Below are 22,938 nucleotides of genomic sequence, written 5' to 3' on the forward strand. Positions count from 1 at the left end.
AGTATCCGTAGAATGCGCTCCCACAGCAGGCACGTAGCTCAGTTGGTTAGAGCACCACCTTGACATGGTGGGGGTCGTTGGTTCGAGTCCAATCGCGCCTACCAGACAAAATCCGCTCTGCTGGGCGGTGAAGAAGGGCGATCCGAGAGGGTCGCCCTTTTTTCGTTCCGCTCAAGGAAGTTTGAAAAGCGCTCGTGAAGTGCATGATGCTTGTTGCTGACGGGTATTGCGCCAGCGCTTTATGTCTAGAGTCGGATTACCACATGTACGATGCTCTGCTTCTGAATGTTGTAATCGCTCAAGGTTCTCTGGTCTTCAAGCTGTTTCCCGGAAAAGATAAGTCTTTGTGCTTCGGCGTTAATGCCCGATTTATCCTGAATCCTTTGTTTCAAGTTACTGATCGTATCTGAGGCTTCAACCTCTACCTCCCAGAGTTCTCCGGTCAGTTTCTTTGCGTAAATAATCATTTCGTCACCTGGTGTGAATGGCATAGGTGGCGCGAATAGGGTTGCCTTGAACGTATTCGTGCAGATATCTACATCCGCTTACGCGCGTTTTTACAGGTTAAAAGCGAAGGGGAATGACGGGAACTGACAGAAATGTCAGCGTCGTGCGCTTTCAGACCGTTGGCCTGATGCTCTTGCCGGACTTGCGCCTGATGGCATTTGCTGAATTCAGAGCTAAAAAATCGAATATATCAGTGGGTTAGTGCGAAAAGCCGTTGACACCTCTTTCAATATCCGTAGAATGCGCTCCCACAGCAGGCACGTAGCTCAGTTGGTTAGAGCACCACCTTGACATGGTGGGGGTCGTTGGTTCGAGTCCAATCGCGCCTACCAGACAAAATCCGCTCTGCTGGGCGGTGAAGAAGGGCGATCCGAAAGGGTCGCCCTTTTTGCGTTTGCGGGGTTGAAACCCGTCCTCTATTTGTTGGGGCGGGCAAAGGACTTGACGATGGACTTGGTCGCCGGGCTGGCCTTGAGGTCGCTGAGGTTTCCGGTGGCGAGCCACTTGCAGGCGGAAATCTCGTTGCGGGGTGAAGGTTCGCTGGAAGCCGGGATCATGGTTGTGAAGATGTGGTGAATGACCCGGTCCTTTTCATATTCATCCACGTACAGCAATTCCAGGTTCTCAAGCCCTGTTTCTTCGCTCAGTTCGCGTACGGCTGCCTGGGCGGGTGTTTCCCCCGCTTCGATCTTGCCGCCAGGTAGCGCCCATTTCGATTTTGGTTTGCGAACGTAAAGGACCTGATCGTCACGTTTGCAGATGACTGTCGCGCGTTCTTTCATCTTTCCCACCTGTTAACTAACGTCCAGTCATCCTTGATATCTGCACGACTGCCATGAAACTTGAGACTGCTACTGGAAAAGCCTCAATTCATAAAAATGAAATAAAAATGTAATCTATGCATAAGCATAATCGGTGCCAGAACGGTTATGGAAAGAATAGTCTGCTGTAAAGAAAGAGCCCGGCGCATGGCCGGGCTCTTGTCGGGTATCTGGTGCTTTACATGAAGTCGGATACGGGGATGTGTTCTGCCATCTTTCTGTAGGTGTTTTCATCGGTGGCAGCCAGCATGCTTCTGCCGTCCTTGAGCGTTGCCACGAAGGTTATTTCCTTTTCTTCGTTCGCCAGAAGCATGCCCGCTGCAGCGCCTACGGGGCCAAGCACCAGCGCGCCTGCAATGCCTTTTCCTATTGCGTCGTCCATTCTCCTGTTGGTGGCTTTACTGGCAATTTCCACTGACTTGATGTCGTCCTGCTTGAAACAGATTCCAGGCCATGGGAAGAGGGGGGTTACAAGCGTAATGGTGCCAGAGTGGAACTCTCCATTACCTTGAAGAAAATCACCCGCTAAAACATTGATCTTAGCCATATGTGTTTCCCCATCGTTTCATCCAATACCTATTGCGCGCTCCATAAAAGGGCATGTCAACCGACGACGGGTATGGATAGAGGCTTTATGACGAATGGTTTGGGGAAGTTTGCAGTTATTTGCAGCAAGATATTTCAACTATGAAACTTGATGTGCAGATGCTCTGAATCGAGACTTTCTGTCATAAGGGTTATGACTGCAAGAGCGGGCTGTCCCACAGTGGGGACAACCCGGATTCCAGCATCAGGCGGCAGAGGCTTCCTGTTTCAGAGTGGCCATGTCGATGACGAAGCGATATTTCACATCACCCTTGAGCATGCGCTCGTAGGCGTCATTGATGTCCTGCATGGCGATGATTTCGATATCCGAAACGATGCCGTGCCTGGCGCAGAAATCCAGCATCTCCTGGGTTTCCTGGATGCCGCCTATCAAGGAGCCGGCCAGGCTGCGACGCTTGAAGATCAGCCCGAAGACGGCTGGCGATGGGTGAGGTTCGGCAGGCGCGCCCACCAGGGTCATGGTGCCGTCACGCTTGAGCAATCCCAGGAAGGCGTCAAGATCGTGAGGTGCAGCGACGGTATTGAGGATGAAGTCCAGACTGTTGGCCTGTGCGGCCATTTCGTCTGCATCCTTGGAAACCACGACTTCATCCGCGCCCAGGCGCAGGCCGTCTTCGCGTTTGTTGGGTGAGGTGGTGAACAGCACCACATGTGCGCCCATGGCGTGGGCAATTTTCACGGCCATATGGCCCAGCCCGCCAAGGCCGACGATGCCCACTCGCTTGCCTGGCCCGACTTTCCAGTGATGAAGAGGGGAATAGGTGGTGATGCCGGCGCACAGCAGCGGCGCGACAGCGGCCAGATTGTCGCTGTGGGAAATCCGCAGGACGAACTTCTCCTTCACGACGATGTTGTCGGAGTAGCCACCGAAGGTGTTCTCGCCGCCAAAGACCGGGCCGTTATAGGTGCCGGTAAAACCGTTTTCGCAGTACTGCTCTTCACCTTCGGCGCAGGAAGCACAATGCTGACAGCTATCGACCATGCAGCCGACACCCGCCAGATCGCCCACTTTGAAGTTCTTGACGTCGGCACCCACGGCAGTGACCCGGCCGACGATTTCATGACCCGGTACCGAAGGGTAGAGCGTGTTGTGCCATTCGTTACGGGCGGTGTGCAGGTCCGAGTGACAGACTCCGCAGTACAGAATATCTATCTGTACATCGTCGGCACCGGGAGTACGGCGCTCAAAACGATAGGGTTTCAGGGTGTCGGTCGGTTTCTGGGCGGCGTAACTGTAAGTCTTGACCATTGCGATCACCTTTTCGAAGGGTTGAAAGAAGTCGTAAGCCAGCATAGTGGTTGAACAGGCTTCGATTATTGCAACGTGACCCGATTTGACCTGCTCAAGAACCGGATAGTGCCGATTGTGTGTCAGCTTTTCTGTCGTCTGGAGTGCTTGATGCACTTCGTAATACACACTTTCTGGCCTTCAATCACATATGCTGCTTGCCACCCTCGGGCGCTGCCGCCGAAGATAGCCGCAGCCAGTTACAGGATTTGGTGTTTCTCATGCAGGTTCCTCCTTTGTCCCCGGCTTTGTACCAATCCACTGATGATTCCGTTGCATCGCCTGCGCTTTCCAATGAAGCGCTCATGGAAGCCTTGCTGCGCGAGACTCGCAGCAGCATGCCCGATGTGGCCTGGGCGGCTTACGGTGCCGGTACGCACAAGCGCCTGCTGGGGAGTGGATCTGCACAGGCCGATTGGCCTGGCGAGATTCCCTGCGACGGTTTCGATGGTTTCTGCAACAGGCGCCAGTTGCATCGCTGGGTCGTGGGCATGGGTGAGGCACCGCTGGGCTGGCTGCTGGCGCCCAAGGCCGAGTCGGCCAATCCGGCACTGGCCGACCTGGCCTTGAAACTGGGTTATCTGCTGCAAAGTATCGCGCTGGTAAGGGCGCAGAATACCCAGCGCGTGCTGTATGAAATCAGTCATCTGGCCAGTTCGACACGGGATCGCAGCACCTTCCTCAAGGGCATCCACAAGCAACTGGCGACGCTGATCGATGCCGAGAACTTCTATCTGGCACTTTATGACGACCAGAGAGAAAAGATCACCTATCCCTATTACATCGATGTAGCCGATCACGAGGCGATGGAGCCGGAAAGTTTCGAGTACCTCGACCGTTCACGGCTGACCATGACGGGCTATGTGCTGACCACGGGCCAGCCATTGTTCGTCGATGCCACGGCTATCAAACAGGCTCAGGCTCAGGGGCTGTTCTTCTGCGAGGGGCGTCTTTCCGAGTTCTGGATGGGCGCACCGCTGAAGAAATCATCCGATGAAGTCTTCGGCATGCTGGCCATGCAGGTATACGACGTCTCGCGCATCTACAGCGTCGAAGACCGTGCGCTGTTTCTGGTGGTTGCCCGGCATGTGGCGATGGCGCTGGACCGGATTCTGCACCGGGCTGACCTTGAGCATACCGTGCTGCTGCGCACCCAGCAGTTGTCGGCTGCCAACGACGCTCTGAGGCAAGAGGTGGCCGATCGCGAAAGGGCGGAGCACCTGCAGAGTGCGCTGTTCCAGATTACCGAACTGTCCAGCCAGCCGGGTGACATGGCGGAGCTGTTCCATAGCCTGCACATGATCGTCGGCGAGTTGCTGGTGGCCTACAACTTCTATATCGCTCTGTACGATGGCTCCACTAAAGAAGTGACGTTCCCCTATTACAGTGATGAGCGACTGGCAACGCCTCCGCGGTCAAGGCGTGGTCAGCGTGGCTTTACCGAGTATGTCATCCGCCAGCGCCGTCCTTGTCTGATTGACCGTGAGGATGCCTACAGGCTGGAAAGGGAAGGCGAGATCGAGATTCAGAATGACTCCAATCGGTCCTCATCCTGGCTGGGCATACCTTTGTTCGAGGGGGATGATGTTCGCGGCGTGCTGGCGGTGCAGAGCTATTCGCAGAATGTGAGTTACACCCTGCGGGATCAGGAACTGTTGACCTTCGTCTCCCGGCATATCGATACGGCGTTGTCCCGGCGCAGCGCTGCCGAAGCGATCCATACCGCCAATCTGCGGCTGGAGGCGCGGGTTCAGGATCGGACTCGTGAACTGGATCTGGTCAATGCCCGTCTTCAGCATGAAAACTCCCATGACTCGCTGACCGGTCTGCCTAATCGCAGCCAGTTGCAGCAGAGCCTGAAGGAGGCCTGGCAGGCTTTCTGTGGTCGTGATCAACAACTGGTGGTCATGTTCATTGATCTGGACCGCTTCAAGGTGGTCAACGACAGTCTGGGTCACCACTTTGGCGACATCCTGCTGGTCCAGGCGGCAGCGCGCCTGCGCAGTTGTATTCGTGATGGCGACCTATTAGCGCGCCTGGGAGGCGACGAGTTTGCGATTCTGGGGATCGGGGCGCCGCTAGCGGTTGGAGTCGACATTGCCGAGCGCATCCTTGAAGCCTTCGATCTGCCGTTCTTTATCAGCGGCCAGGCCGTGTTTTCTTCATGCAGTATCGGCGTAGTCGGCGCTGACCGTCAGTTTCATCAGGAGCCAGCCGAGTTGCTGCGCGATGCCGATACGGCCATGTACCGGGCCAAGAATGGCGGGCGTGACAGCTTTGTGGTGTTCAATCAGGAGTTGCGCCGCGAGGTTTCCGATCAGGTCGAGCGTGAGGGCGCACTGCGCAAGGCGCTCAAGCACACCCATGAGCTGATTCCCTATTTTCAGCCGATTATCTGCATCAATACCGGCAAGCTGTTTGCCCTCGAAGCCCTGATTCGCTGGCGTCAGCCCGATGGCCGGGTCATCGCTCCGGGCAGTTTTCTGCCAGCTCTGGAAGGCTTGCGCCTTATCGGGCGCCTGGACATTTACATGTTGCAGCGCGTCATTGCCATTCTGGCCGATCCTGCCAATGCCCACTGGCCGCCGGTGCATGTGAACTGCTCCAGTTACAGCATCACTCGCCCTGAATTTGTTGCAGAGGTGCTGACCCTGCTGACGGAATATGGCGTTGCGCCTTCGCGCCTGTGCCTGGAACTCACCGAGGGGGCGCTGGTGGCCGATCCCGCGCAGGCTCGTGAGTCCATGAAACAATTGGCCGACAAGGGCATGTCAGTGGTGCTCGACGACTTCGGTGCGGGTTTCTCGTCGCTCAGCTATGTGCATCAGTATCACTTCAGCGGCCTGAAGATCGACAAATCCTTTGTTCTGGAGCTGACTACCAGCGCCAGAAGCCGGGCGATTGTTCGCGCCATCGTGCGGATGGCCGAGTCTCTGGATCTGACCGTGGTAGCGGAAGGCGTTGAGGATCACGCGACTCTGGAATTGCTGCGCGGCATGGGGGCTGGACAGGCTCAGGGCTATTACTTCGCAATGCCGTTGCCCCTTGAGCAGCTTGATCTGAGCAAGGATATCGAGCTGGGTTTGCACTGGACCCAGACCGGCAATGACTTGCCATGATCGGCAGCGTTTCTCCGTTTTCTTCAGGTCGTTGTTCGTTGCCCCTTTTTAAAGCCTTTTAAAAACAGTGGCTTGTCGGTTTTTTAGGCGGCTGGCACTGGTTTTGCTGCGTAAGGGTCGCACCCACCGCAGGAGGTGAATGATGATTATCAACAACGGCACGCTCGAAGGTCTGGTTTCCAGATTCGTCGGGCGCAAGACAGTGGATGAGGTTTCCCAGAACTCATTCAGTACTGTTGCGGCTGCTGAGAGTCTGGTTCCGGCTGTTAATCCGGTGACCGCCAGGGCTGACAGTTCCGCGTCCCAGGACAGTACCAAGAGCAACAATGGCTATGACGAATCCTTTGCCCGGATGATGTTCAACATCAAGACCCTGGCCGAGAAAACCCTCTCCGAGAAAACAGCTGACAGCGACAATGGCGTGATCGCATCGAACGGTTCGGGCAGCACGACCGGCACCGGTAGTTCGACCAGCTCGATTCAGCAGGAATTCATGGATTACATGAAGCAGACTGCCGAAGAGAAAATGCGTGAAAAACTCACGGGCGTCAGCAAGGCTGAATATGAGGCCATGAGCCCTGAAGAGAAGCTGGCCGTGGACAAGAAAGTCCAGGAAGCCCTCAAGGAGCATCAGACCGCGGCTGTTGATGACATCAATGCGAGAATCAATGGCATCAAGGCCGGGATGCTTGCGTAACCTTTTCGCGAATGAATTCGCTCCCACTCAAGGAGCGAATTCATTCGCGAAGATCACACCTTAATCCAGCTGATGCCGATACGGCAGATCCGGTCCCACTCTGGTGCAGGTCAGTGCCGCCGCCCTGACGGCAAAGCCGAGCATTTCATCCAGGGCTTCCCGTGTCAGTGAACCAAGACTTTGCGGCGTATCCAACTGGCGCTCGCTGAGAAACGTCAGCAATGCCGCCTGGAATGTATCGCCTGCGCCCACCGTGTCCACGGTCTTGACGCTTTGCGCCGCCACCGACCAGCTCCCGTGCTGCCGGGTAAAGATGCTGGCACCTTCCGAGCCCCGGGTCAGAATCACGAACTCGCAGCGTTTGCTCAGCCACTGCTGGGCAATGTCTTGCGGGTCGCTGTCCGGGTAGAGCAGGTGCAGGTCTTCGTCGCTGACCTTGATGATGTGCGCGTGTTCGGCAAAGGCGCGAATCTGGGCGCGCCAGCGTTCTATGTCCGGCTCCGGGTTGAGCCGCACGTTGGGGTCCAGGCTGATAAGCCGGTTGTTGCTTTCCCGGGCGACCAGCGCCAGCAAGGTATCGGCAATCGGTTGCACAACCAGCGAAAACGAGCCTACATGAATGCCGCGCACCTTTTCATCCAGAGCGGGCAGGTGCTCCAGACGCAGTTGCCGGTCGGCACAACCCTCGCCGCGAAAACTGTAGGTGGGTGAGCCGTCGGCACCGACCGCCACCATCGCCAGTGTCGTCGGTGCTGCAAAGTCGATCAGGTAATCGGGGTTGACCGCTTCCTGATCCAGGACGGCACGCAGGCGGCGACCCAGGTAGTCGGTGGACAGCCCGGCGAAAAAAGCGGCCTCGACCCCGAGGCGTCGCAAACCGATCGCCACGTTGAAAGGTGACCCCCCGGCAACGGCTTCAAGGCCCAGCCTGTTGAGCGAACCGTTGTCGTCCGCTCGGGTGAAAATATCGAAAAGAGCTTCGCCGCAGACAAGAAACATAAGTGCTCCGTGAAATGGCAGGGATCAGACTGCCCGCAATCGATCCTGATAACGTGCGTAGACGCGCTCGTAAGCGGCCACATTTTCTGCGACAGGCCAGGTTTCGCTGTCGGGGTCGAGCCTGACGCAGCGTTCGCAAAGTGCCTGCAGATCCTTCTCGCCAGAGTTGCACCAGGCCGCCTGAATAGCAGCGCCCAGGGCCGCCGCTTCGGCGTACTCGGTGCAAATGACCGGAGTATCCATGATGTCGGCAATCATCTGCCGCCAGATGGCGCTTTTCGAGCCACCACCGATCAGGCGGATGGTCTGGCTCTTGATACCGCTGGCCCTCAACAGGTCCAGTCCGTAGCGTAACCCGAGGCTGGTCCCTTCAACCACGGCCCGGCACAGATTGGCCTGAGTCAGGTTGGTGCTGTTGAGACCCAGAATGCTGCCGGTGGCATCGGGCAGGGCAGGGACGCGTTCGCCGTTGAGGAACGGCAGCATGAGCACGCCTTCCGCTCCGATGGGCGCTTGGGTGACGGCCTGATTGAAACCGTCGATATCCAGCGTGAACAGCTCGCGAATGGCACTGGTGGCGTTGGTCAGGTTCATGGTGCAGATCAGCGGCAGCCAGCCATCGGACGAAGAACAGAAGGTTGCCACCGAAGCCTGCTCGCTGACAAAGGGCTGATCGGCAAAGGCATACACGGTGCCTGATGACCCAAGGCTCATGGTGATCAGGCCCGGCTTGATATTGCCGGTGCCGATGGCGCCCATCATGTTGTCGCCACCGCCGCTGGACACTACCGCGTCCGGGTTCAGGTCAAGCAGGCTGGCGATTTCGCCTCGAATCGTGCCGACCTTGTGCTGTGCGGGCAGCAACTCAGGAAGCGCCTTGCCCAGACGCCCCGTCGGATCGATATGCGCCAGCAACGAAAGATCCCATTCACGGGTGCGCACATTGAAGTAACCGGTCCCCGAGGCATCGCCATAGTCTGTGCAGCAACGCCCGGTCAGCCAGTAGTTGAGGTAATCGTGAGGCAGCAGGATTCTGTCGATACGCTCGAACAGTTCCGGGTGTTGCTCCTTGGTCCATAACAGCTTGGAAACCGTATAGCCCGGCGCAATGACCAGCCCCAGACGTTGCAGCGAACCTTGCTCGCCTCCCAGATAATCCAGCAGGCGCTGGTTCTCGGGAGTGGTTTCGGTGTCGCACCATAATTTGGCCGGGCGCAGCACCTGGCCCTGGGCGTCCAGCAGCACCAGGCCGTGCTGCTGGCCGGAAACACCGATGCCCTTGATCTGCTGGCCTGAAATGCCAGCCTTGGCCAGCGCACTGCGGGTCGCCAGCGCCAGTGCATCCAGCCACTGCTGCACATCCTGTTCGCGTCGGCCATGGGCGTTGCTGATCAGGCTGTGCGGGGCAGAACCCTCGCCCAGTACCTGACCGCTATCAGCATCCAGAACGATGGCTTTTGTACCTTGGGTCCCGCAATCGATTCCAAGAAACATGGTTGCCTCTCAAAGGCCGTTGGCCAGGATTTTTTCCAGTGTGCCGCTGACTCCCAGGTCCCGCAGATTATTGACGTTCTGCTCGAAAGCGGCGACGAATTCGGCAGAGCGCGGGATTGCCAGGCCAAAGATCTCTTCCACGTCCAGCAAGCGCTGGGTCAGCAATGCATCGTCGGCGACCAGCGCCTGACAGAAGTCAGCCCGTGGGTCGGGAATCCGGTAGGTGGTGCCGTTCTCGTCCACGCCCTTGAGGTACAAGGCCCAGGCCGCCACCACCAGTGAAGCGCGCTCCAGGTTGCCTTGGTCGAGAATCAGCCGGTTGATGGTCGGAATGGTGAACTTGGGAAATTTCGAGGAGCCGTCCGAGCATACTCGTTCCAGCTGGTCGGCAATCGCCTGATTGGAAAAACGCTCGATCAGGGTGTCCTTGTAGCCCTCCAGATCGATACCCGGCACCGAAGCCAGTTGCGGGGTGACATCCAGGTCCATGTAAGTACGGATATAGCGCACGAACAGCGGATCGTTCATGGTTTCGTGAACGAAGCGATAGCCTTTCAGAAAGCCCAGATAGGTCAGGGCCAGATGGCTGCCGTTGAGCAGCTTGATCTTCATTTCTTCATAAGGCGTCACGTCGTCGGTGAACTGCACGCCGACCTTTTCCCAGGCCGGGCGACCATTGACGAACTTGTCTTCCAGTACCCATTGCACGAAAGGCTCGCACACCACTGGCCAGGCGTCGTCGATATGTTTTTCATCGGCCAGTTTCAGGCGATGGGCCGAGCTGGTCATGGGCGTGATGCGGTCGACCATGGCATTGGGGAAGCTGACGTTTTCGGCAATCCAGTCATGCAGGTCGGCGTCGCGCAGGGCGGCAAAGGCCAGCAGCGCCTTGCGGGTCACGGCGCCGTTGTGGGGCAGGTTATCGCAGGACATCAGGGTAAAGGCCGGTATGCCGGCTGCACGCCGACGGGCCAGTGCAGCACACAGAAAGCCGAATACCGTGCTCGGGGTATTGGGGTGGCTCAGGTCATGGCGGATCTGTGGCAGATGGGCCATGAACTGGCCGTTGCTGTCATCGATGCAGTAGCCGCCTTCGGTGATGGTCAGGGAAACGATGCGGATGTCCGGGCTGGCCAGTTTGTCGATCAGGGCCTGGGGATCGTCTTCGGCCAGCAGCATGCCGCTGATGGACGCAATGATCCGGGTTTCGGTGTCCGGTGTGTCGCCCAGCTCATACAGGGTGTACAGATAATCCTGGCCGGCCAGTGCATCACGCACGCTACGGTCTTCGGGACGCAGGCCGACGCCGCAGATGCTCCAGTCCAGCCCTTCGCCGCTGTTCATCAGCGCATCGGTGTAAAACGCCTGATGCGCCCGGTGAAAACCGCCGACGCCGATATGGGCGATGCCCTGGCGGGTTTCGCTGGCGGAGTAGGCGGGGCGGGCAATATCGGCGCCCAGTTGTGACAGGTTCTGTTTGTTCAGTTTCATGTCAGAGGCTCTCCAATAAGTCAGGCAGCGGCCAGGGCCTTGGCAATCACCAGCCCCTGATCGTCGAACAGATGGCAGTGGTCGCTATCGAGATGCAGGCTCAGGGTCTCGCCGTACTGGCTGGCCAGGTCGCCACGGATACGCATGGTCAGGGCTTCGCCCGAGCGCGTGCGGACATGGCAATAGGTATCGCTGCCCAGGCGCTCGCTGACATCGGCGGTGACCTGCAACTGACACTCGCCACTCTGGGCAATGTTCAGATGCTCGGGGCGAATACCCAGCGTGACCGGAGCCCCGACACTCAAGCCGGCACGGCTCACTGGCAGGGTGATGCGTGTACCGGCATCCAGTTCGACTTCGCACTCATGGCTGTCGACCCGGCTGAGCCGGCCCTTGAGGAAGCCCATTTTCGGCGTGCCTAGAAAGCCTGCGACAAACAGGTTGGCCGGGTGGTGATACAGCTCCAGTGGCGAGCCCACCTGTTCCACCTTGCCGCCATTGAGCACCACCACCTTGTCGGCCAGGGTCATGGCCTCGACCTGATCGTGGGTGACGTAAATCATCGTGGCCTGCAGCTCCTTGTGCAGGCGCGACAGCTCAAGCCGGGTCTGCACCCGCAAAGCGGCGTCGAGGTTGGAAAGGGGTTCGTCGAACAGGAAGATTTTCGGGTTGCGCACGATGGCCCGGCCGATGGCGACCCGTTGGCGCTGTCCGCCGGAAAGCTGTTTGGGCTTGCGCTCCAGCAGCGGTCCAAGCTCCAGGATGCGTGCCGCTTCATCTACTTTCTTCTTGATCTCGGCCTTGTTGCCTCCCGCCAGGTCCAGGGCGAAGGACAGGTTCTTGCCCACGGTCATGTGCGGATACAGGGCGTAGGTCTGGAACACCATGGCCAGGTCGCGCTTGGCCGGAGTGACCTGGGTGATCTCACGGCCATCGAGTTCGATGCTTCCGGAGGTGACTTCTTCCAGGCCTGCGATCAGGCGCAGCAGCGTGGACTTGCCGCAGCCCGAAGGGCCGACGAAAACCACGAACTCGCGGTCGTTCACATCCAGGTCGATGCCTTTGATGATCTGATGGCCGTCGAAGCCTTTTTGCAGATTTCTGATACTGAGATTAGCCATGCTTGACTCCGTTTTTATTCTTGAATTCGGGGCTATTTGACGGCGCCGAACGACAGGCCGCGGACCAGTTGTTTCTGGCTGATCCAGCCGAAAATCAGGATCGGTGCGCAGGCCAGGGTCGAGACGGCCGAAAGCTTGGCCCAGAACAACCCTTCGGGACTTGAATAGGAGGCGATGAGCGCCGTGAGCGGTGCGGCATTGGAGGACGTGAGGTTCAGGGACCAGAACGCCTCGTTCCAGCACAGAATCAGTGACAGCAGCGCCGTGGATGCCAGGCCGCCTTTGCAGATCGGCATCAATACCCGGAATATTTCCTGTCGGGTGCTGGCACCATCAAGGCGCGACGCTTCGAGGATTTCTCCCGGAATGTCCTTGAAGTAGGTGTAAATCATCCAGACCACGATCGGCAGGTTGATCAGCGTGTAGATGATGATCAGCGCCAGACGTGAATCCAGCAGACCAAAGGTCTTGGCCAGCAGGTAGATCGGCATCAGCACGCCCACCGGCGGCAACATCTTGGTGGAGAGCATCCACAGCAGCGTGCTCTTGGTGCGCTTGGTTTCAAAGAAGGCCATGGAGTAGGCCGCCGGGATTGCCACCAGCATGCACAGGATCGTGGCGCTGAATGAGATCAGCACCGAGTTCCAGGCAAAGTGGAAGTAATCGCTGCGCTCCTGGATGTGCAGGTAGTTTTCCAGCGTCGGCGTGAAGAACAGTTGCGGCGGTGTCGCAAAAGCGTCGATCTCGGTCTTGAAGCTGGTCAGCACCATCCAGAAGATCGGGAAGAATATCAGTGCGGCGATAAGCCAGGACAAGGCCCCGAGCAGCAGGCTTTGCAGGCGTCGTGATTGTTTGAGCGTCATCATGGCAAGGCCCTCATGACTTGTCGGTGAGGTTTTTGCCGATCATCCGGATCAGGATGATCGCCGCGATATTGGCAATGACGACCGCAATCAGGCCGCCCGCCGAGGCCATGCCGACATCGAACTGCAGCAATGCCTGGATGTAGATCAGGTATGCCAGGTTGGTCGACGCGAAGCCCGGCCCACCATTGGTGGTGGTAAAGATTTCGGCAAATACCGAGAGCAGGAAAATCGTCTCGATCATCACTACCACGGCAATCGGCCGGGCCAGGTGGGGCAGGGTCAGGTGCCAGAAAATCGCAATGGGGCCTGCGCCATCGAGTCGCGCCGCTTCCTTCTGTTCCTGGTCCAGCGACTGCATGGCGGTCATCAGGATCAGGATGGCGAACGGCAGCCATTGCCAGGAGACGATGATAATGATCGACAGCATCGGGTAATGGGCGAACCAGTCGACGGGCTCTGCACCGAAGAAGCGCCAGACGGCGGCCAGCACACCGGACACCGGGTGAAAGATCAGGTTCTTCCAGATCAGGGCACTGACGGTGGGCATGATGAAGAAGGGCGAGATCAACAGCACCCGTACGATGCCGCGACCAAAGAACTCGCTGGCTTCCAGCAGGGCGGAAATCAGCACGCCCAGGATCACGCTGATCGCCAGCACGCTGCCCACCAGCAGCAGGGTATTGCCGGCACCGGGCAGGAAACCGCTGTCGGTGACGAAGTAAGTGAAGTTTTCCAGCCCGACGAATTCGTTTTCACCGGGGCTCAACAGGTTGTAGCGAATCAGCGAGAAGTAAATGGTCATGCCCAGTGGCACGATCATCCAGACCAGCAAGAGCGCCACGGAAGGGCTGACCAGAAACCATCCGGGTTTGAACTGGCTGTTTCTGGCTTTTGGGGTCTCGCCGGATAAATCCGGGCGAGCAGGAGTGGCTGAGGTCTTCATGGGGAACTCCGAACCGGGATTTGCCTGTCAGCGGGAGTCGAGGGGCTGGCGCCCCCCGGCTTGAGTCACGCGGTCTACTTTTTCGGGTAGCCGGCTCGTTTCATGTCGCGCTCGGTGGAGTTCTGCGCCATTTTCAAGGCGTTCTCCACGGTCGACTGGCCGATCAGGGCTGCCGAGAACTGCTGGCCGACACTGGTGCCGATGGCCTGGAACTCGGGAATGGTCACCAACTGGATCCCCACGTAAGGCACCGGTTTGAGGGTTGGCGTTTTGGGTGTCACAGCCATCAGGGATTTGAGGGTGATGTCGGCGAACGGTGCGGCTTTCTTGTATTCATCGGTGTAGGTCGACGCACGTGTGCCTGGTGGCACGTTGGAAACGCCGTCTTTCTCGGCAACCAGCGCGGCATATTCCCTGGACGTTGCCCATTGAGTGAAGGCCTGTGCGTCCTTGGTGTTCTTGGCACTGGTCGGGATCGCCAGCGACCAGGAATACAGCCACGACGAGCCTTTTTCCGTCACTTGATGAGGCGCATAGGTGAAGCCGACATGGTCTGCCACCTTGCTCTGGCTCTTGTCGGTGACAAAGGAGCCCGCCACGCTGGCATCGACCCACATGGCGCACTTGCCGCTGTTGAACAGCGCCAGGTTTTCGTTGAAACCGTTGCTCGATGCGCCCGGTGGCCCGGATTGCTTCATGGTGTTGACGTAGAAGTTGAGGGCGTCTTTCCATTCCGGCTGATCGAACTGGGGTTTCCATTGTTCATCGAACCAGCGTGCGCCGTAGGCGTTGGCCACCGTGGTAATCAGCGCCATGTTCTCGCCCCAGCCGGCCTTGCCGCGCAGGCAGATGCCGTATTGCTCCTTGGACTTGTCCGTCAGCTTGCCCGCGAACTCGGCAATCTGGGTCCAGGTCGGACGCTCCGGCATGGTCAGGCCGGCGTTCTGGAACAGGTCCTTGCGGTAGTAGGTGATCGAGCTTTCCGCATAGAACGGCAGGGCGAACAGCTTGCCATCCACCGACAGCCCGTCGCGCACGGAAGGGAATACATCATCGAGCTGGTAGCTGGCAGGCAGGTCTTTCATTTCCTGCAGCCAGCCCTTGGCGCCCCAGAGTGAAGCTTCGTACATGCCGATGGTCAGCACATCGAACTGGCCGCCCTTGGTGGCAATGTCGGTGGTCAGGCGCTGGCGCAGGACGTTTTCTTCCAGCACGACCCAGTTGAGCTTGATGTCGGGATGCTGTTCTTCAAAGGTTTTGGAGAGGCGTTGCATGCGGATCATGTCGCTGTTGTTGACCGTGGCGATGGTCACGGTTCCTGCAGCAGCGGTGCCGCCGAACAGGAAACCGGCGCTGAGGACTGAACTGGCAAGCAGGAATTTTGCTGAGGTCTTCATGGGTCACTCCTCTTCCATGCTCGGAGAGCCTGGAGGGTCGGTTATTGTTTTTGTCTCTTCCGGAGGTAAGGAAGATGTGAGCTGATTACACCGGCCTTGAGGCGCGATGACAAATCCTGCGCCGCACTTCAACTGATACTTTTTTGCAGTCGGCAAGGATGTGAAAACCCACTGCAGCCGCGCCAAGGCAGGCTGCAATGCAGAAACAGCGTAGACGAGCAGGGTGAAAGCAGGACGAATCAGTACAGGTTCTGTTCGGTGAGGCGCTGGACGGCAAGGCGTCGGTAATGGGAGGGCGTCATGCCTTTGAGTTGCTGGAAACGTCGGTTGAAGTTGGAAATGTTGTTGAAACCCGACTCGAAACAGATGTCCGTTACCGGCTTGTCGCCGTCGGCCAGCAGCTCGCAGGACTTGCTGATGCGCAGGCGATTGACGAACTCCACGAAGCAGCGTCCGGTGGCCTGTTTGAATACTCTGGAAAAGTACGTGGGTTTCATCCCCAGGTACTCGGCGACCTCTTCAAGAGGCAGTTCGCGCCCGTAATGGGCAAAGATATAGTCCACCGCCCGGTTGGTACGCTCCACGCTGTGCTCGTCGGCCATGTGCGACACCGTGGTGCCTGAGAGCAACTGGAAGTCATCGCTGGCTGCCAGCAGTTCCAGCAGGATCAGAAAGTGCCCGAGCCGGGTGATGCCTCTTGAATCGGCGATCTTTTGCATCAGCTTCATGGCCTGGCGGATTGTGCGCTTGCAGCGAAACTCGATACCGTACTGAGCGCGCTCCAGCAGCGGGGCCAGGCTCTTGAGTTCGGTAAACACCTGATTGCCGCTTTCCAGCAGCTCATCGGTGAAGTTGACCAGCATGTCGCGCTTGGGCACCACTTCATCGTCCTGGATCTGGCTGATCCAGTTGTGCGGCAGGTTAGGCCCGGTGAGAAACAGGCTGCCGGGATGGAAGTTGCCGATATAGTCGCCGACGAATACCTTGCCGGAGCTGGCGACGATCAGGTGTAGTTCGTACTCCTTGTGGAAGTGCCAGCGCACCAGCGGGCAGGGAAAGCCGTGTTCGCGATAGATGATCGACAGACCATTGTGGTCGTCCATCAATTCGTAGGAAGGGTCTGTAATTCTTGCTGTTCGTGTCATGGTCTGACCGCCTCCAAAGGTACCAGCCTGTTAATGTGCCTCAATTGTTCGATTCATGCCCAGTCGTCTCGTGCAAATAGCCAGTTGGCTGTTTGCAGCGAAACCGGAGTCATTGCCTGATGAAACAGATCCTCCTGATCGGAATTGGTGCCGGAGATCCTGAACATATTACTGTGCAGGCCATCAATGCCCTGAACCGTGCCAGGGTGTTCTTTCTCCTGGACAAGGGCTACGCCGAGGATGATCTGCTGCGCCTGAGAAAAGACATCTGCCAGCGTTATATCGAGGGTGACGACTATCGGCTGGTGCAGGTTCGCGATCCGCAGCGCGAAGACGACCCTCAAGGCTATGAGCGCAGCATCGAACACTGGCATGAGCAACGGGCTGTGCTGTTCGAGCGGCTGATCGCCGATGAGCTTGAGGGCGGGGAGGTGGGCGCCTTTCTGGTCTGGGGTGATCCGTCGCTCTATGACAGCACCCTCAGGATTCTCGATCGGGTGCTGGCCCGGGGCCGGGAAATTTTCGACTATCAGGTCATTCCCGGCATCACCAGTGTCCAGGCGCTGGTGGCGCAGCATCGCGTGCCGTTGAACCGGGTTGGCGAGCAGATTCGTATCACCACCGGCAGGCGACTGGCGGGTATGGCGGCAGATGAAGTGGACAATGTGGTGGTGATGCTCGATGCGCACTGCACCTTCGAACGTTTTGTCGGGCAGGGGCTGGATATCTATTGGGGGGCTTATCTGGGGACGCCGGAGGAAATCCTGCTGTCCGGCCCGCTCGATGAACTCTGCGGGCAGATCAGGCGGCTACGCGAAGAGGCACGTAGCCGCAAGGGCTGGATCATGGATACTTATCTGTTGCGCAAGGGCTGATTCAATCCTTGCGATTCTTCGCCTCGATCCACTGCGCCATGTACTGGGTGCTTTTGTGGTGGTGATGGCGAAGCATTGCGCCGGTGAAATTGGCGATGCGATGGCGGGGCAGGTCCTGACGCAAGGTTTCGATACGTTCGATCAGGCTGTCGCAGTGCTGCCTGTGCTGGAAGCGCGCCTGCAGAATTGTCCGTCCTGCGGCCTGGGCTTCTTCCCACAAGGTCTGATCCTGATACAGGCGCACCGCCGCGTCGGCTATTTCACTGGCGCTGCTGGCAATGGTCCCCGGCCAGGGCAGGTCGCCGCTCATGGCCTCGGCGCCCACGGGAGTCGTCACCGAAGGCGTGCCGCTGAGCATGGCATCCATCAGCTTGCCCTTGATGCCGGCACCGAAACGTAGCGGTGCCAGGCAAATACGCGCGCCGGACATCACCTGCAGGGCGTCTTCAGCCCAGTTCATGATATGAAAACCCTGCGCCGCGTTATGCAGTGCGGTGGCCTTGGGCGGCGTATAAGCGCCGTAGATATGCAGTTGTGCAGTGGGCAACTGCTGGCGAATCAGCGGCCAGATGGCGTTTTTCATCCAGAGGACGGCGTCCCAGTTGGGTGCATGGCGGAAATTGCCGATGCTGAGAAAGTGCGCCCGCTGCTCGAACGGTGCCACGCTTTCCGGTACGCCATCGAGCATCAGCGGGCACCAGTGCAGCAGGGACTTCGGCACGCCAAACTGATCGCTCAGCAAGTCGATTTCGACATCCGAAACCATCAGGTTCAGGTCGCAGCGATAGAGCGAGGCCACTTCCCTCTGCGCCAGATCGCTGCTGGCGATCCGGGCAAAGAGTTTCGAGTTATCGGTATCGAAAAAACCATTTAAATCATCGGGTTCCGACGATTCGTTCAAGTGATCTTTAAGCAGTTGATGGCGCGTGTGGCGCAGGCTCTGAAAGTCGCAGGTCTCCAGAATCCGCAAGGCATCGGGGCAATGCTTCTCGACCCGCCAGCCAAACTGTTCTTCGATCAGAAACTGGTCGAACAGCACCACATCGGGCTGAAGCTCGCTGACGAAGGTATCGAAGCTGCTGCTGTTGAGTTCGATATGAACTTCATCGATACCCAGGCTCTTCAGATCGGCCCGGTGTTCGCCTTCCGTTGCCGGGCTGGCGAACGTGATGTGCCAGTCCTGTTCGAGAAAACACTGGATCAGTTGCATGACATGGCCGCTGGCCGCCGAAGAACGGGGCTCGGGCCATACATAGCCAATGATCAACAGTCGGGTTTTTGCTCGGGACGGAGTCTGGGCAGGGTGAATGTCAGTGTTAACCAAGGATGCTTTTTACCTTGTCGCGCAGATCGTCAATGGAAAACGGCTTGCCGATCACATGCATGTCATCTGGCACTTCTATGTTTTCCGAGTAGCCGCTGGCGAACAGGATCGGCAGTTGCGGGCGCAGTTGCCGTGTCTGTCTGGCCAGTTCCGTGCCGCGCATGTCAGGCAAGCCCTGGTCCGTCATCATCAAGTCAATGTGGGTGGCCTGGTTTTCGATATGAGCCAGCGCTTCCTGGGCGTCCGAAGCTTCGAGTACCTGATACTCCAGTTCTTCAAGCACATCGATAATCAGCATGCGCACGATGCTGTCATCTTCGACCACAAGAATGGTGTTGGCTGCGTCAGGCATGGTTATTTCCTAAAAAATGGTAGTGAAGCTACGCACAAGGCGCAGCCTGCGGGCTTTTATACGAAAAGTCACTGCATTTGGATCATGTTGCCTTGAAAACAGGCCAATCTGATCGATAACAATCGACTCTGTGCCCGTGTCTATCCATCAGTAAATAAAACACAACCAGAAGTTCCATCTGATTTTAGTAGGTAGCTATCCTTTGCCAGGAGGCTTTACTTGCTGGAGGTGGCGAGCTTATCGCCGATTTATGTGTGAAATTTCAATCCTCTATGCGAGAAAAGTGAGTCTTTTTCTTGCTGTTACGGCAAACTCTACCGTTTTGATATCACGCCAGGGACTTTTCATGAACCGGACGTCTGTCGTCGATGAGCAGCGCTTTCGTAAATTACTGGTCCGCAACATCAGTCTGCCGCTGGGTGTAGGCGTTTTAAGTGCGCTTTTCTTTGCCATTCTGATCGGCTATCTGCTTTCGGTCATTCAATGGGTGGAGCATACGGACCGGGTGCTCAACAGCACCAACCGTGCCATGAAGCTCTCCATTGACATGGAAACCGGCATGCGCGGTTTCCTGCTGACCGGGCAGGAAAACTTTCTTGACCCCTATGAAGTCGCCAAACCCCTGCTCAAGGCCGAGTTGAAAAACCTGGAGGAGCTGGTTGTCGATAACCCGACGCAAGTGGACCGTTTCCGCCGGTTGTCCACCTTGCAGGAGGAATGGGGACATTTCGCTCAGGAAATGATCGAGATGCGCCGTCAGAACGGTGATTTCGTCCTTGCCACTCGCGCCGGACGCGGCAAGCGCATTACCGATGAAATCCGTACCGAGTACGATCAGGTCATCTCCATGGAGCAGCAGTTGCGCCTTGCCCGCAACGCCGACGTGACCCGCACGACCATTGCGTGCGTGGTGCTCTATATGCTGTTTGTGCTGGTGGTCAGCGGCATCCTGGCTTATTTCGGAAGGCGTGACCTGCTTTCCCTGTCCACGACCTACAGCGCCAACCTGAATCAGCTTGAAGATAACGCCGAGCGTCTGCAGAAAGTCGCCTGGTTGCGCAATGGCCAGAGCGAACTGGCCGAGCAGGTGCTTGGCCAGTTGACACTCAACACCCTCGGGCAGCATATCCTGCAGTTCTTCGCCCAGTACCTGGGCGCAGTGGTGGCAGCCGTCTATGTCCGCCAGGAGCATGGTGGCCTGTTGCGTGTCGCCTCTTACGGGTTCTCCCGGGAGCATGAGCAGCAGGAACAGACAATCTTCAGTGGCGAAGGTGTCATCGGTCAGGCTGCACAGCAGAACCGCATCGTCACCCTTGATGGGGTGCCCGGCGATTACTTCAAGTACAGCTCCGGCCTGGGCGAAGGTCTGCCGGGCAGTGTCGTGATCGTGCCGACCAGCAATGACGATCAGGTCAATGGCGTGGTCGAACTGGGCTTCATGCGCGTACTCACTGAAAAGGACGTCGAGTTTCTGGAGCTGGTGGCCGCGAATGTTGGCACCTCCATTGAAGCGGCGCGTTATCGTCAGCGCCTTCAGGAAGTCCTGACCGAAACCCAGCAGCTCAACGAAGAATTGCAGGTCCAGCAGGAAGAGCTGCGCACCGCCAACGAAGAACTCGAAGAACAATCGCGGATCCTCAAGGAATCCCAGGCGCATCTGGAAACCCAGCAGGCCGAGCTCGAGCAGACCAATACCCAGTTGGCCGAGCAAAGCCAGGCCCTGGAAGACCAGCGCGATATCCTGGACAGCAAGAACGAAGAACTGAGCCTGGCTCAGGTGGAGTTGCAGGCCCGTGCCGATGAGTTGCAGCGTTCCAGCAAGTACAAGTCCGAGTTCCTGGCCAACATGTCCCATGAGCTGCGCACGCCGCTCAACAGTTCGTTGATCCTGGCCAAGCTGCTGGCAGAAAACCCGACCGAGAACCTGACCCAGGAGCAGGTCAAGTTTGCCGAATCGATCTACTCGGCCGGCAATGACCTGTTGAACCTGATCAACGACATCCTGGACATCTCCAAGGTCGAGGCGGGCAAGCTGGAAGTCCGTCCCGAGAACAGCAGCGTGTCGCGTCTGGTGGATGGCCTGCGTGGCATGTTCCAGCCATTGGCGAGCGAAAAGAATCTGGACTTCGTCGTGGAAGTGCAGCCTGGCACGCCAACCATGCTGTTCACCGACCGTCAGCGTCTGGAGCAGATCCTCAAGAACCTCTTGTCCAACGCCATCAAGTTCACCGAGAGCGGCACCGTGAGCATGATCGTCTCCCGTCAGCCGGGTTCAGGCATTGTGTTTACCGTGCGTGATTCGGGTATCGGTATCGCCCCGGAGCACCAGCAGAGCATTTTCGAGGCCTTCCGTCAGGCCGATGGCACCACCAACCGCCGTTACGGCGGCACCGGTCTGGGCCTGTCGATTTCCCGCGATCTGGCAGCCTTGCTGGGTGGCTCCATCAGCGTCACCAGTGCACCGGGGCAGGGCAGTATTTTCTCTCTGGTATTGCCAGAGCAGTACGTCGAGCAGGAGCGCGAAGAGGAGGGCGGCGAGCGGTCGGTGATCGTTTCCTCGCCTGTGGTCACGCTGCCGCTGGCCACTCAGCCAAGCCTGCCGGTTGCCGAGCCCAAGCCGATGATTCCAGTGCCAACCTTTGCCGATGATCGCCACAAGGCGCCGTTCAGCGGGCGCTGCATTCTGGTCATCGAAGATGAAGTGCGGTTTGCGCAGATCCTTTTCGATCTGGCCCACGAGCTGGGTTACAGCTGTCTTGTTGCCCACGCCGCCGACGAAGGCTTCAACCTGGCCGCGCAGTACACTCCCGACGCCATCCTGCTGGACATGCGCCTGCCGGATCATTCGGGCCTGACCGTGCTGCAACGCCTCAAGGAGCTGGCGCCTACCCGGCACATTCCGGTGCATGTGATTTCTGTCGAGGATCGTCAGGAAGCCGCTCTGCACATGGGGGCTATCGGCTATGCGGTCAAACCGACCACCCGTGAAGAACTCAAGGATGTATTCGCCAGGCTCGAAGCCAAGCTGACCCAGAAGGTCAAGCACATCCTGCTGGTGGAGGACGATGCCCTGCAGCGCGACAGTATTGCGCGCCTGATTGGCGACGATGATATTGAAATCACCGCCGTCGGCTTCGCTCAGGAGGCGCTGGACCTGCTGCGCGAAAATATCTACGACTGCATGATCATCGACCTCAAGTTGCCGGACATGCTGGGCAATGAACTGCTCAAGCGCATGTCCACCGAAGACATTCGTTCCTTCCCGCCGGTGATCGTCTACACGGGGCGCAACATGACCCGTGACGAAGAAACCGAGCTGATGAAGTACTCGCGTTCGATCATCATCAAGGGCGCCCGCTCGCCTGAGCGCCTGCTGGATGAAGTCACCCTGTTCCTGCACAAGGTCGAGTCGCAGCTCTCCAACGAGCGCCAGAAAATGCTCAAGACGGCCCGCAGCCGTGACAAGGTCTTCGAGGCGCGCAAGATCCTGGTGGTCGATGACGATGTGCGCAATATCTTCGCCTTGACCAGTGCCCTGGAGCACAAGGGCGCGGTGGTGGAGATCGCCCGTAACGGCATCGAGGCGATTGCAAAGCTCAATGAGGTCGAAGATATCGACCTGGTGCTGATGGACGTGATGATGCCGGAAATGGATGGCTACGAAGCGACCGTTGAAATTCGCAAGGACCCTCGCTGGCGCAAACTGCCGATCATTGCCGTGACCGCCAAGGCCATGAAGGACGATCAGGAGCGTTGCCTGCAGGCGGGTTCCAACGACTATCTGGCCAAGCCCATCGATCTGGACCGGCTGTTCTCTTTGATTCGGGTCTGGCTGCCGAAAATGGAACGTATTTGAGTGATGGCGGCCCAAACGATTTATTTTTCCAGGTTTT

18 protein-coding genes and 2 tRNA genes are annotated in these 22,938 nt (G+C 57.9%); 6 read left to right on the forward strand and 14 right to left on the reverse strand.

The genetic code is table 11. The features are described 5' to 3' along the window. The first annotated feature begins 27 nt into the window (after positions 1–27). A tRNA-Val gene (locus tag KQP88_RS10585) sits at positions 28–104 on the forward strand. A gap of 141 nt (positions 105–245) precedes the next feature. On the opposite strand, the gene KQP88_RS10590 is transcribed toward KQP88_RS10585, so the two are convergent. Continuing rightward, on the reverse strand, positions 246–467 hold the full coding sequence (locus tag KQP88_RS10590; protein ID WP_216705623.1) for a ubiquitin-like protein: 222 nt from the start codon (positions 465–467) through the stop codon (positions 246–248). A gap of 295 nt (positions 468–762) precedes the next feature. Between KQP88_RS10590 and KQP88_RS10595 the strand changes: the two genes are divergently transcribed. Next, a tRNA-Val gene (locus KQP88_RS10595) sits at positions 763–839 on the forward strand. Positions 840–923: 84 nt separating this feature from the next. Here the strand turns inward: KQP88_RS10595 and KQP88_RS10600 are convergent. The 3 genes from KQP88_RS10600 to KQP88_RS10610 all read right to left on the reverse strand — a co-directional run bounded on the left by KQP88_RS10600 (position 924) and on the right by KQP88_RS10610 (position 3,183). After that, the gene (locus KQP88_RS10600; protein WP_216705624.1) at positions 924–1,289 is read right to left on the reverse strand and encodes an NUDIX hydrolase; all 366 of its coding nucleotides are present in this window, start codon (positions 1,287–1,289) and stop codon (positions 924–926) included. 217 nt (positions 1,290–1,506) lie between these two features. Beyond that, entirely contained in the window at positions 1,507–1,875 is a 369-nt protein-coding gene (locus KQP88_RS10605) for a hypothetical protein (RefSeq protein WP_216705625.1), read from the reverse strand. Between the two features lie 243 nt (positions 1,876–2,118). Beyond that, complete coding sequence (locus KQP88_RS10610) at positions 2,119–3,183, reverse strand: NAD(P)-dependent alcohol dehydrogenase (RefSeq protein ID WP_216705626.1); 1,065 nt, start codon at positions 3,181–3,183, stop codon at positions 2,119–2,121. A 344-nt stretch (positions 3,184–3,527) separates the two neighbouring features. On the opposite strand from KQP88_RS10610, the gene KQP88_RS10615 reads away from it, so the two are divergent. Together KQP88_RS10615 and KQP88_RS10620 are read left to right on the forward strand one after the other, a co-directional pair. Beyond that, complete coding sequence (locus tag KQP88_RS10615; protein ID WP_407681820.1) at positions 3,528–6,341, forward strand: sensor domain-containing phosphodiesterase; 2,814 nt, start codon at positions 3,528–3,530, stop codon at positions 6,339–6,341. 142 nt (positions 6,342–6,483) lie between these two features. Then, entirely contained in the window at positions 6,484–7,038 is a 555-nt protein-coding gene (locus tag KQP88_RS10620) for a hypothetical protein (protein WP_200992931.1), read from the forward strand. Positions 7,039–7,098: 60 nt separating this feature from the next. Here KQP88_RS10620 and KQP88_RS10625 read toward each other — a convergent pair whose 3' ends face one another. From KQP88_RS10625 to KQP88_RS10660, 8 genes are all read right to left on the reverse strand, one after another. After that, positions 7,099–8,037 carry a carbohydrate kinase family protein gene (locus KQP88_RS10625; protein WP_216705628.1) on the reverse strand — a complete coding sequence of 313 codons (939 nt, stop codon included), beginning with the start codon at positions 8,035–8,037 and terminating at the stop codon, positions 7,099–7,101. 24 nt (positions 8,038–8,061) lie between these two features. Continuing rightward, positions 8,062–9,531, reverse strand: a complete 1,470-nt coding sequence (gene xylB / locus KQP88_RS10630) for a xylulokinase (protein ID WP_216705629.1) — start codon at positions 9,529–9,531, stop codon at positions 8,062–8,064. Between the two features lie 9 nt (positions 9,532–9,540). Further along, the gene (locus KQP88_RS10635) at positions 9,541–11,022 is read right to left on the reverse strand and encodes a mannitol dehydrogenase family protein (protein ID WP_216705630.1); all 1,482 of its coding nucleotides are present in this window, start codon (positions 11,020–11,022) and stop codon (positions 9,541–9,543) included. 20 nt (positions 11,023–11,042) lie between these two features. Continuing rightward, positions 11,043–12,143 (reverse strand): ABC transporter ATP-binding protein, encoded by a 1,101-nt coding sequence (locus tag KQP88_RS10640; RefSeq protein WP_216705631.1) that lies wholly within the window; start codon positions 12,141–12,143, stop codon positions 11,043–11,045. 32 nt (positions 12,144–12,175) lie between these two features. After that, positions 12,176–13,009, reverse strand: coding sequence for a carbohydrate ABC transporter permease (locus tag KQP88_RS10645; RefSeq protein WP_216705632.1), 834 nt, complete (start codon positions 13,007–13,009; stop codon positions 12,176–12,178). A 10-nt stretch (positions 13,010–13,019) separates the two neighbouring features. Beyond that, positions 13,020–13,952, reverse strand: coding sequence for a carbohydrate ABC transporter permease (locus KQP88_RS10650; protein ID WP_216705633.1), 933 nt, complete (start codon positions 13,950–13,952; stop codon positions 13,020–13,022). 74 nt (positions 13,953–14,026) lie between these two features. Further along, positions 14,027–15,349 carry an ABC transporter substrate-binding protein gene (locus tag KQP88_RS10655; RefSeq protein ID WP_200992925.1) on the reverse strand — a complete coding sequence of 441 codons (1,323 nt, stop codon included), beginning with the start codon at positions 15,347–15,349 and terminating at the stop codon, positions 14,027–14,029. A 239-nt stretch (positions 15,350–15,588) separates the two neighbouring features. Beyond that, complete coding sequence (locus tag KQP88_RS10660; protein ID WP_200992924.1) at positions 15,589–16,494, reverse strand: AraC family transcriptional regulator; 906 nt, start codon at positions 16,492–16,494, stop codon at positions 15,589–15,591. A gap of 119 nt (positions 16,495–16,613) precedes the next feature. Here KQP88_RS10660 and cobF point away from each other — a divergent pair, with 119 nt between their 5' ends. Then, complete coding sequence (cobF, locus tag KQP88_RS10665; protein WP_216705634.1) at positions 16,614–17,369, forward strand: precorrin-6A synthase (deacetylating); 756 nt, start codon at positions 16,614–16,616, stop codon at positions 17,367–17,369. Position 17,370: 1 nt separating this feature from the next. Here the strand turns inward: cobF and KQP88_RS10670 are convergent, their stop codons facing one another. Together KQP88_RS10670 and KQP88_RS10675 are read right to left on the reverse strand one after the other, a co-directional pair. Then, positions 17,371–18,693, reverse strand: coding sequence for a glycosyltransferase (locus tag KQP88_RS10670; protein ID WP_216705635.1), 1,323 nt, complete (start codon positions 18,691–18,693; stop codon positions 17,371–17,373). Next, positions 18,686–19,045 carry a response regulator gene (locus KQP88_RS10675; protein WP_198729091.1) on the reverse strand — a complete coding sequence of 120 codons (360 nt, stop codon included), beginning with the start codon at positions 19,043–19,045 and terminating at the stop codon, positions 18,686–18,688. Before KQP88_RS10675 ends, KQP88_RS10670 begins: the two co-directional genes overlap by 8 nt. A gap of 346 nt (positions 19,046–19,391) precedes the next feature. On the opposite strand from KQP88_RS10675, the gene KQP88_RS10680 reads away from it, so the two are divergent. Further along, on the forward strand, positions 19,392–22,901 hold the full coding sequence (locus KQP88_RS10680) for a response regulator (RefSeq protein WP_216705636.1): 3,510 nt from the start codon (positions 19,392–19,394) through the stop codon (positions 22,899–22,901). Positions 22,902–22,938 lie beyond the last annotated feature (37 nt).

Source organism: Pseudomonas lijiangensis (assembly GCF_018968705.1).
GTDB lineage: Bacteria > Pseudomonadota > Gammaproteobacteria > Pseudomonadales > Pseudomonadaceae > Aquipseudomonas > Aquipseudomonas lijiangensis.

What these genes read in the sequence shown, in the direction of transcription:
- KQP88_RS10650 (WP_216705633.1), bottom strand. Translation starts at nt 13,952, where the DNA reads ATGAAGACCTCAGCCACTCCTGCTCGCCCGGATTTATCCGGCGAGACC.
- xylB (WP_216705629.1), bottom strand. Translation starts at nt 9,531, where the DNA reads ATGTTTCTTGGAATCGATTGCGGGACCCAAGGTACAAAAGCCATCGTT.
- KQP88_RS10620 (WP_200992931.1), top strand. Translation starts at nt 6,484, where the DNA reads ATGATTATCAACAACGGCACGCTCGAAGGTCTGGTTTCCAGATTCGTC.
- cobF (WP_216705634.1), top strand. Translation starts at nt 16,614, where the DNA reads ATGAAACAGATCCTCCTGATCGGAATTGGTGCCGGAGATCCTGAACAT.
- KQP88_RS10640 (WP_216705631.1), bottom strand. Translation starts at nt 12,143, where the DNA reads ATGGCTAATCTCAGTATCAGAAATCTGCAAAAAGGCTTCGACGGCCAT.
- KQP88_RS10675 (WP_198729091.1), bottom strand. Translation starts at nt 19,045, where the DNA reads ATGCCTGACGCAGCCAACACCATTCTTGTGGTCGAAGATGACAGCATC.
- KQP88_RS10625 (WP_216705628.1), bottom strand. Translation starts at nt 8,037, where the DNA reads ATGTTTCTTGTCTGCGGCGAAGCTCTTTTCGATATTTTCACCCGAGCG.
- KQP88_RS10660 (WP_200992924.1), bottom strand. Translation starts at nt 16,494, where the DNA reads ATGACACGAACAGCAAGAATTACAGACCCTTCCTACGAATTGATGGAC.
- KQP88_RS10610 (WP_216705626.1), bottom strand. Translation starts at nt 3,183, where the DNA reads ATGGTCAAGACTTACAGTTACGCCGCCCAGAAACCGACCGACACCCTG.
- KQP88_RS10605 (WP_216705625.1), bottom strand. Translation starts at nt 1,875, where the DNA reads ATGGCTAAGATCAATGTTTTAGCGGGTGATTTTCTTCAAGGTAATGGA.
- KQP88_RS10655 (WP_200992925.1), bottom strand. Translation starts at nt 15,349, where the DNA reads ATGAAGACCTCAGCAAAATTCCTGCTTGCCAGTTCAGTCCTCAGCGCC.
- KQP88_RS10635 (WP_216705630.1), bottom strand. Translation starts at nt 11,022, where the DNA reads ATGAAACTGAACAAACAGAACCTGTCACAACTGGGCGCCGATATTGCC.
- KQP88_RS10590 (WP_216705623.1), bottom strand. Translation starts at nt 467, where the DNA reads ATGATTATTTACGCAAAGAAACTGACCGGAGAACTCTGGGAGGTAGAG.
- KQP88_RS10680 (WP_216705636.1), top strand. Translation starts at nt 19,392, where the DNA reads ATGAACCGGACGTCTGTCGTCGATGAGCAGCGCTTTCGTAAATTACTG.
- KQP88_RS10600 (WP_216705624.1), bottom strand. Translation starts at nt 1,289, where the DNA reads ATGAAAGAACGCGCGACAGTCATCTGCAAACGTGACGATCAGGTCCTT.
- KQP88_RS10615 (WP_407681820.1), top strand. Translation starts at nt 3,528, where the DNA reads ATGGAAGCCTTGCTGCGCGAGACTCGCAGCAGCATGCCCGATGTGGCC.
- KQP88_RS10645 (WP_216705632.1), bottom strand. Translation starts at nt 13,009, where the DNA reads ATGATGACGCTCAAACAATCACGACGCCTGCAAAGCCTGCTGCTCGGG.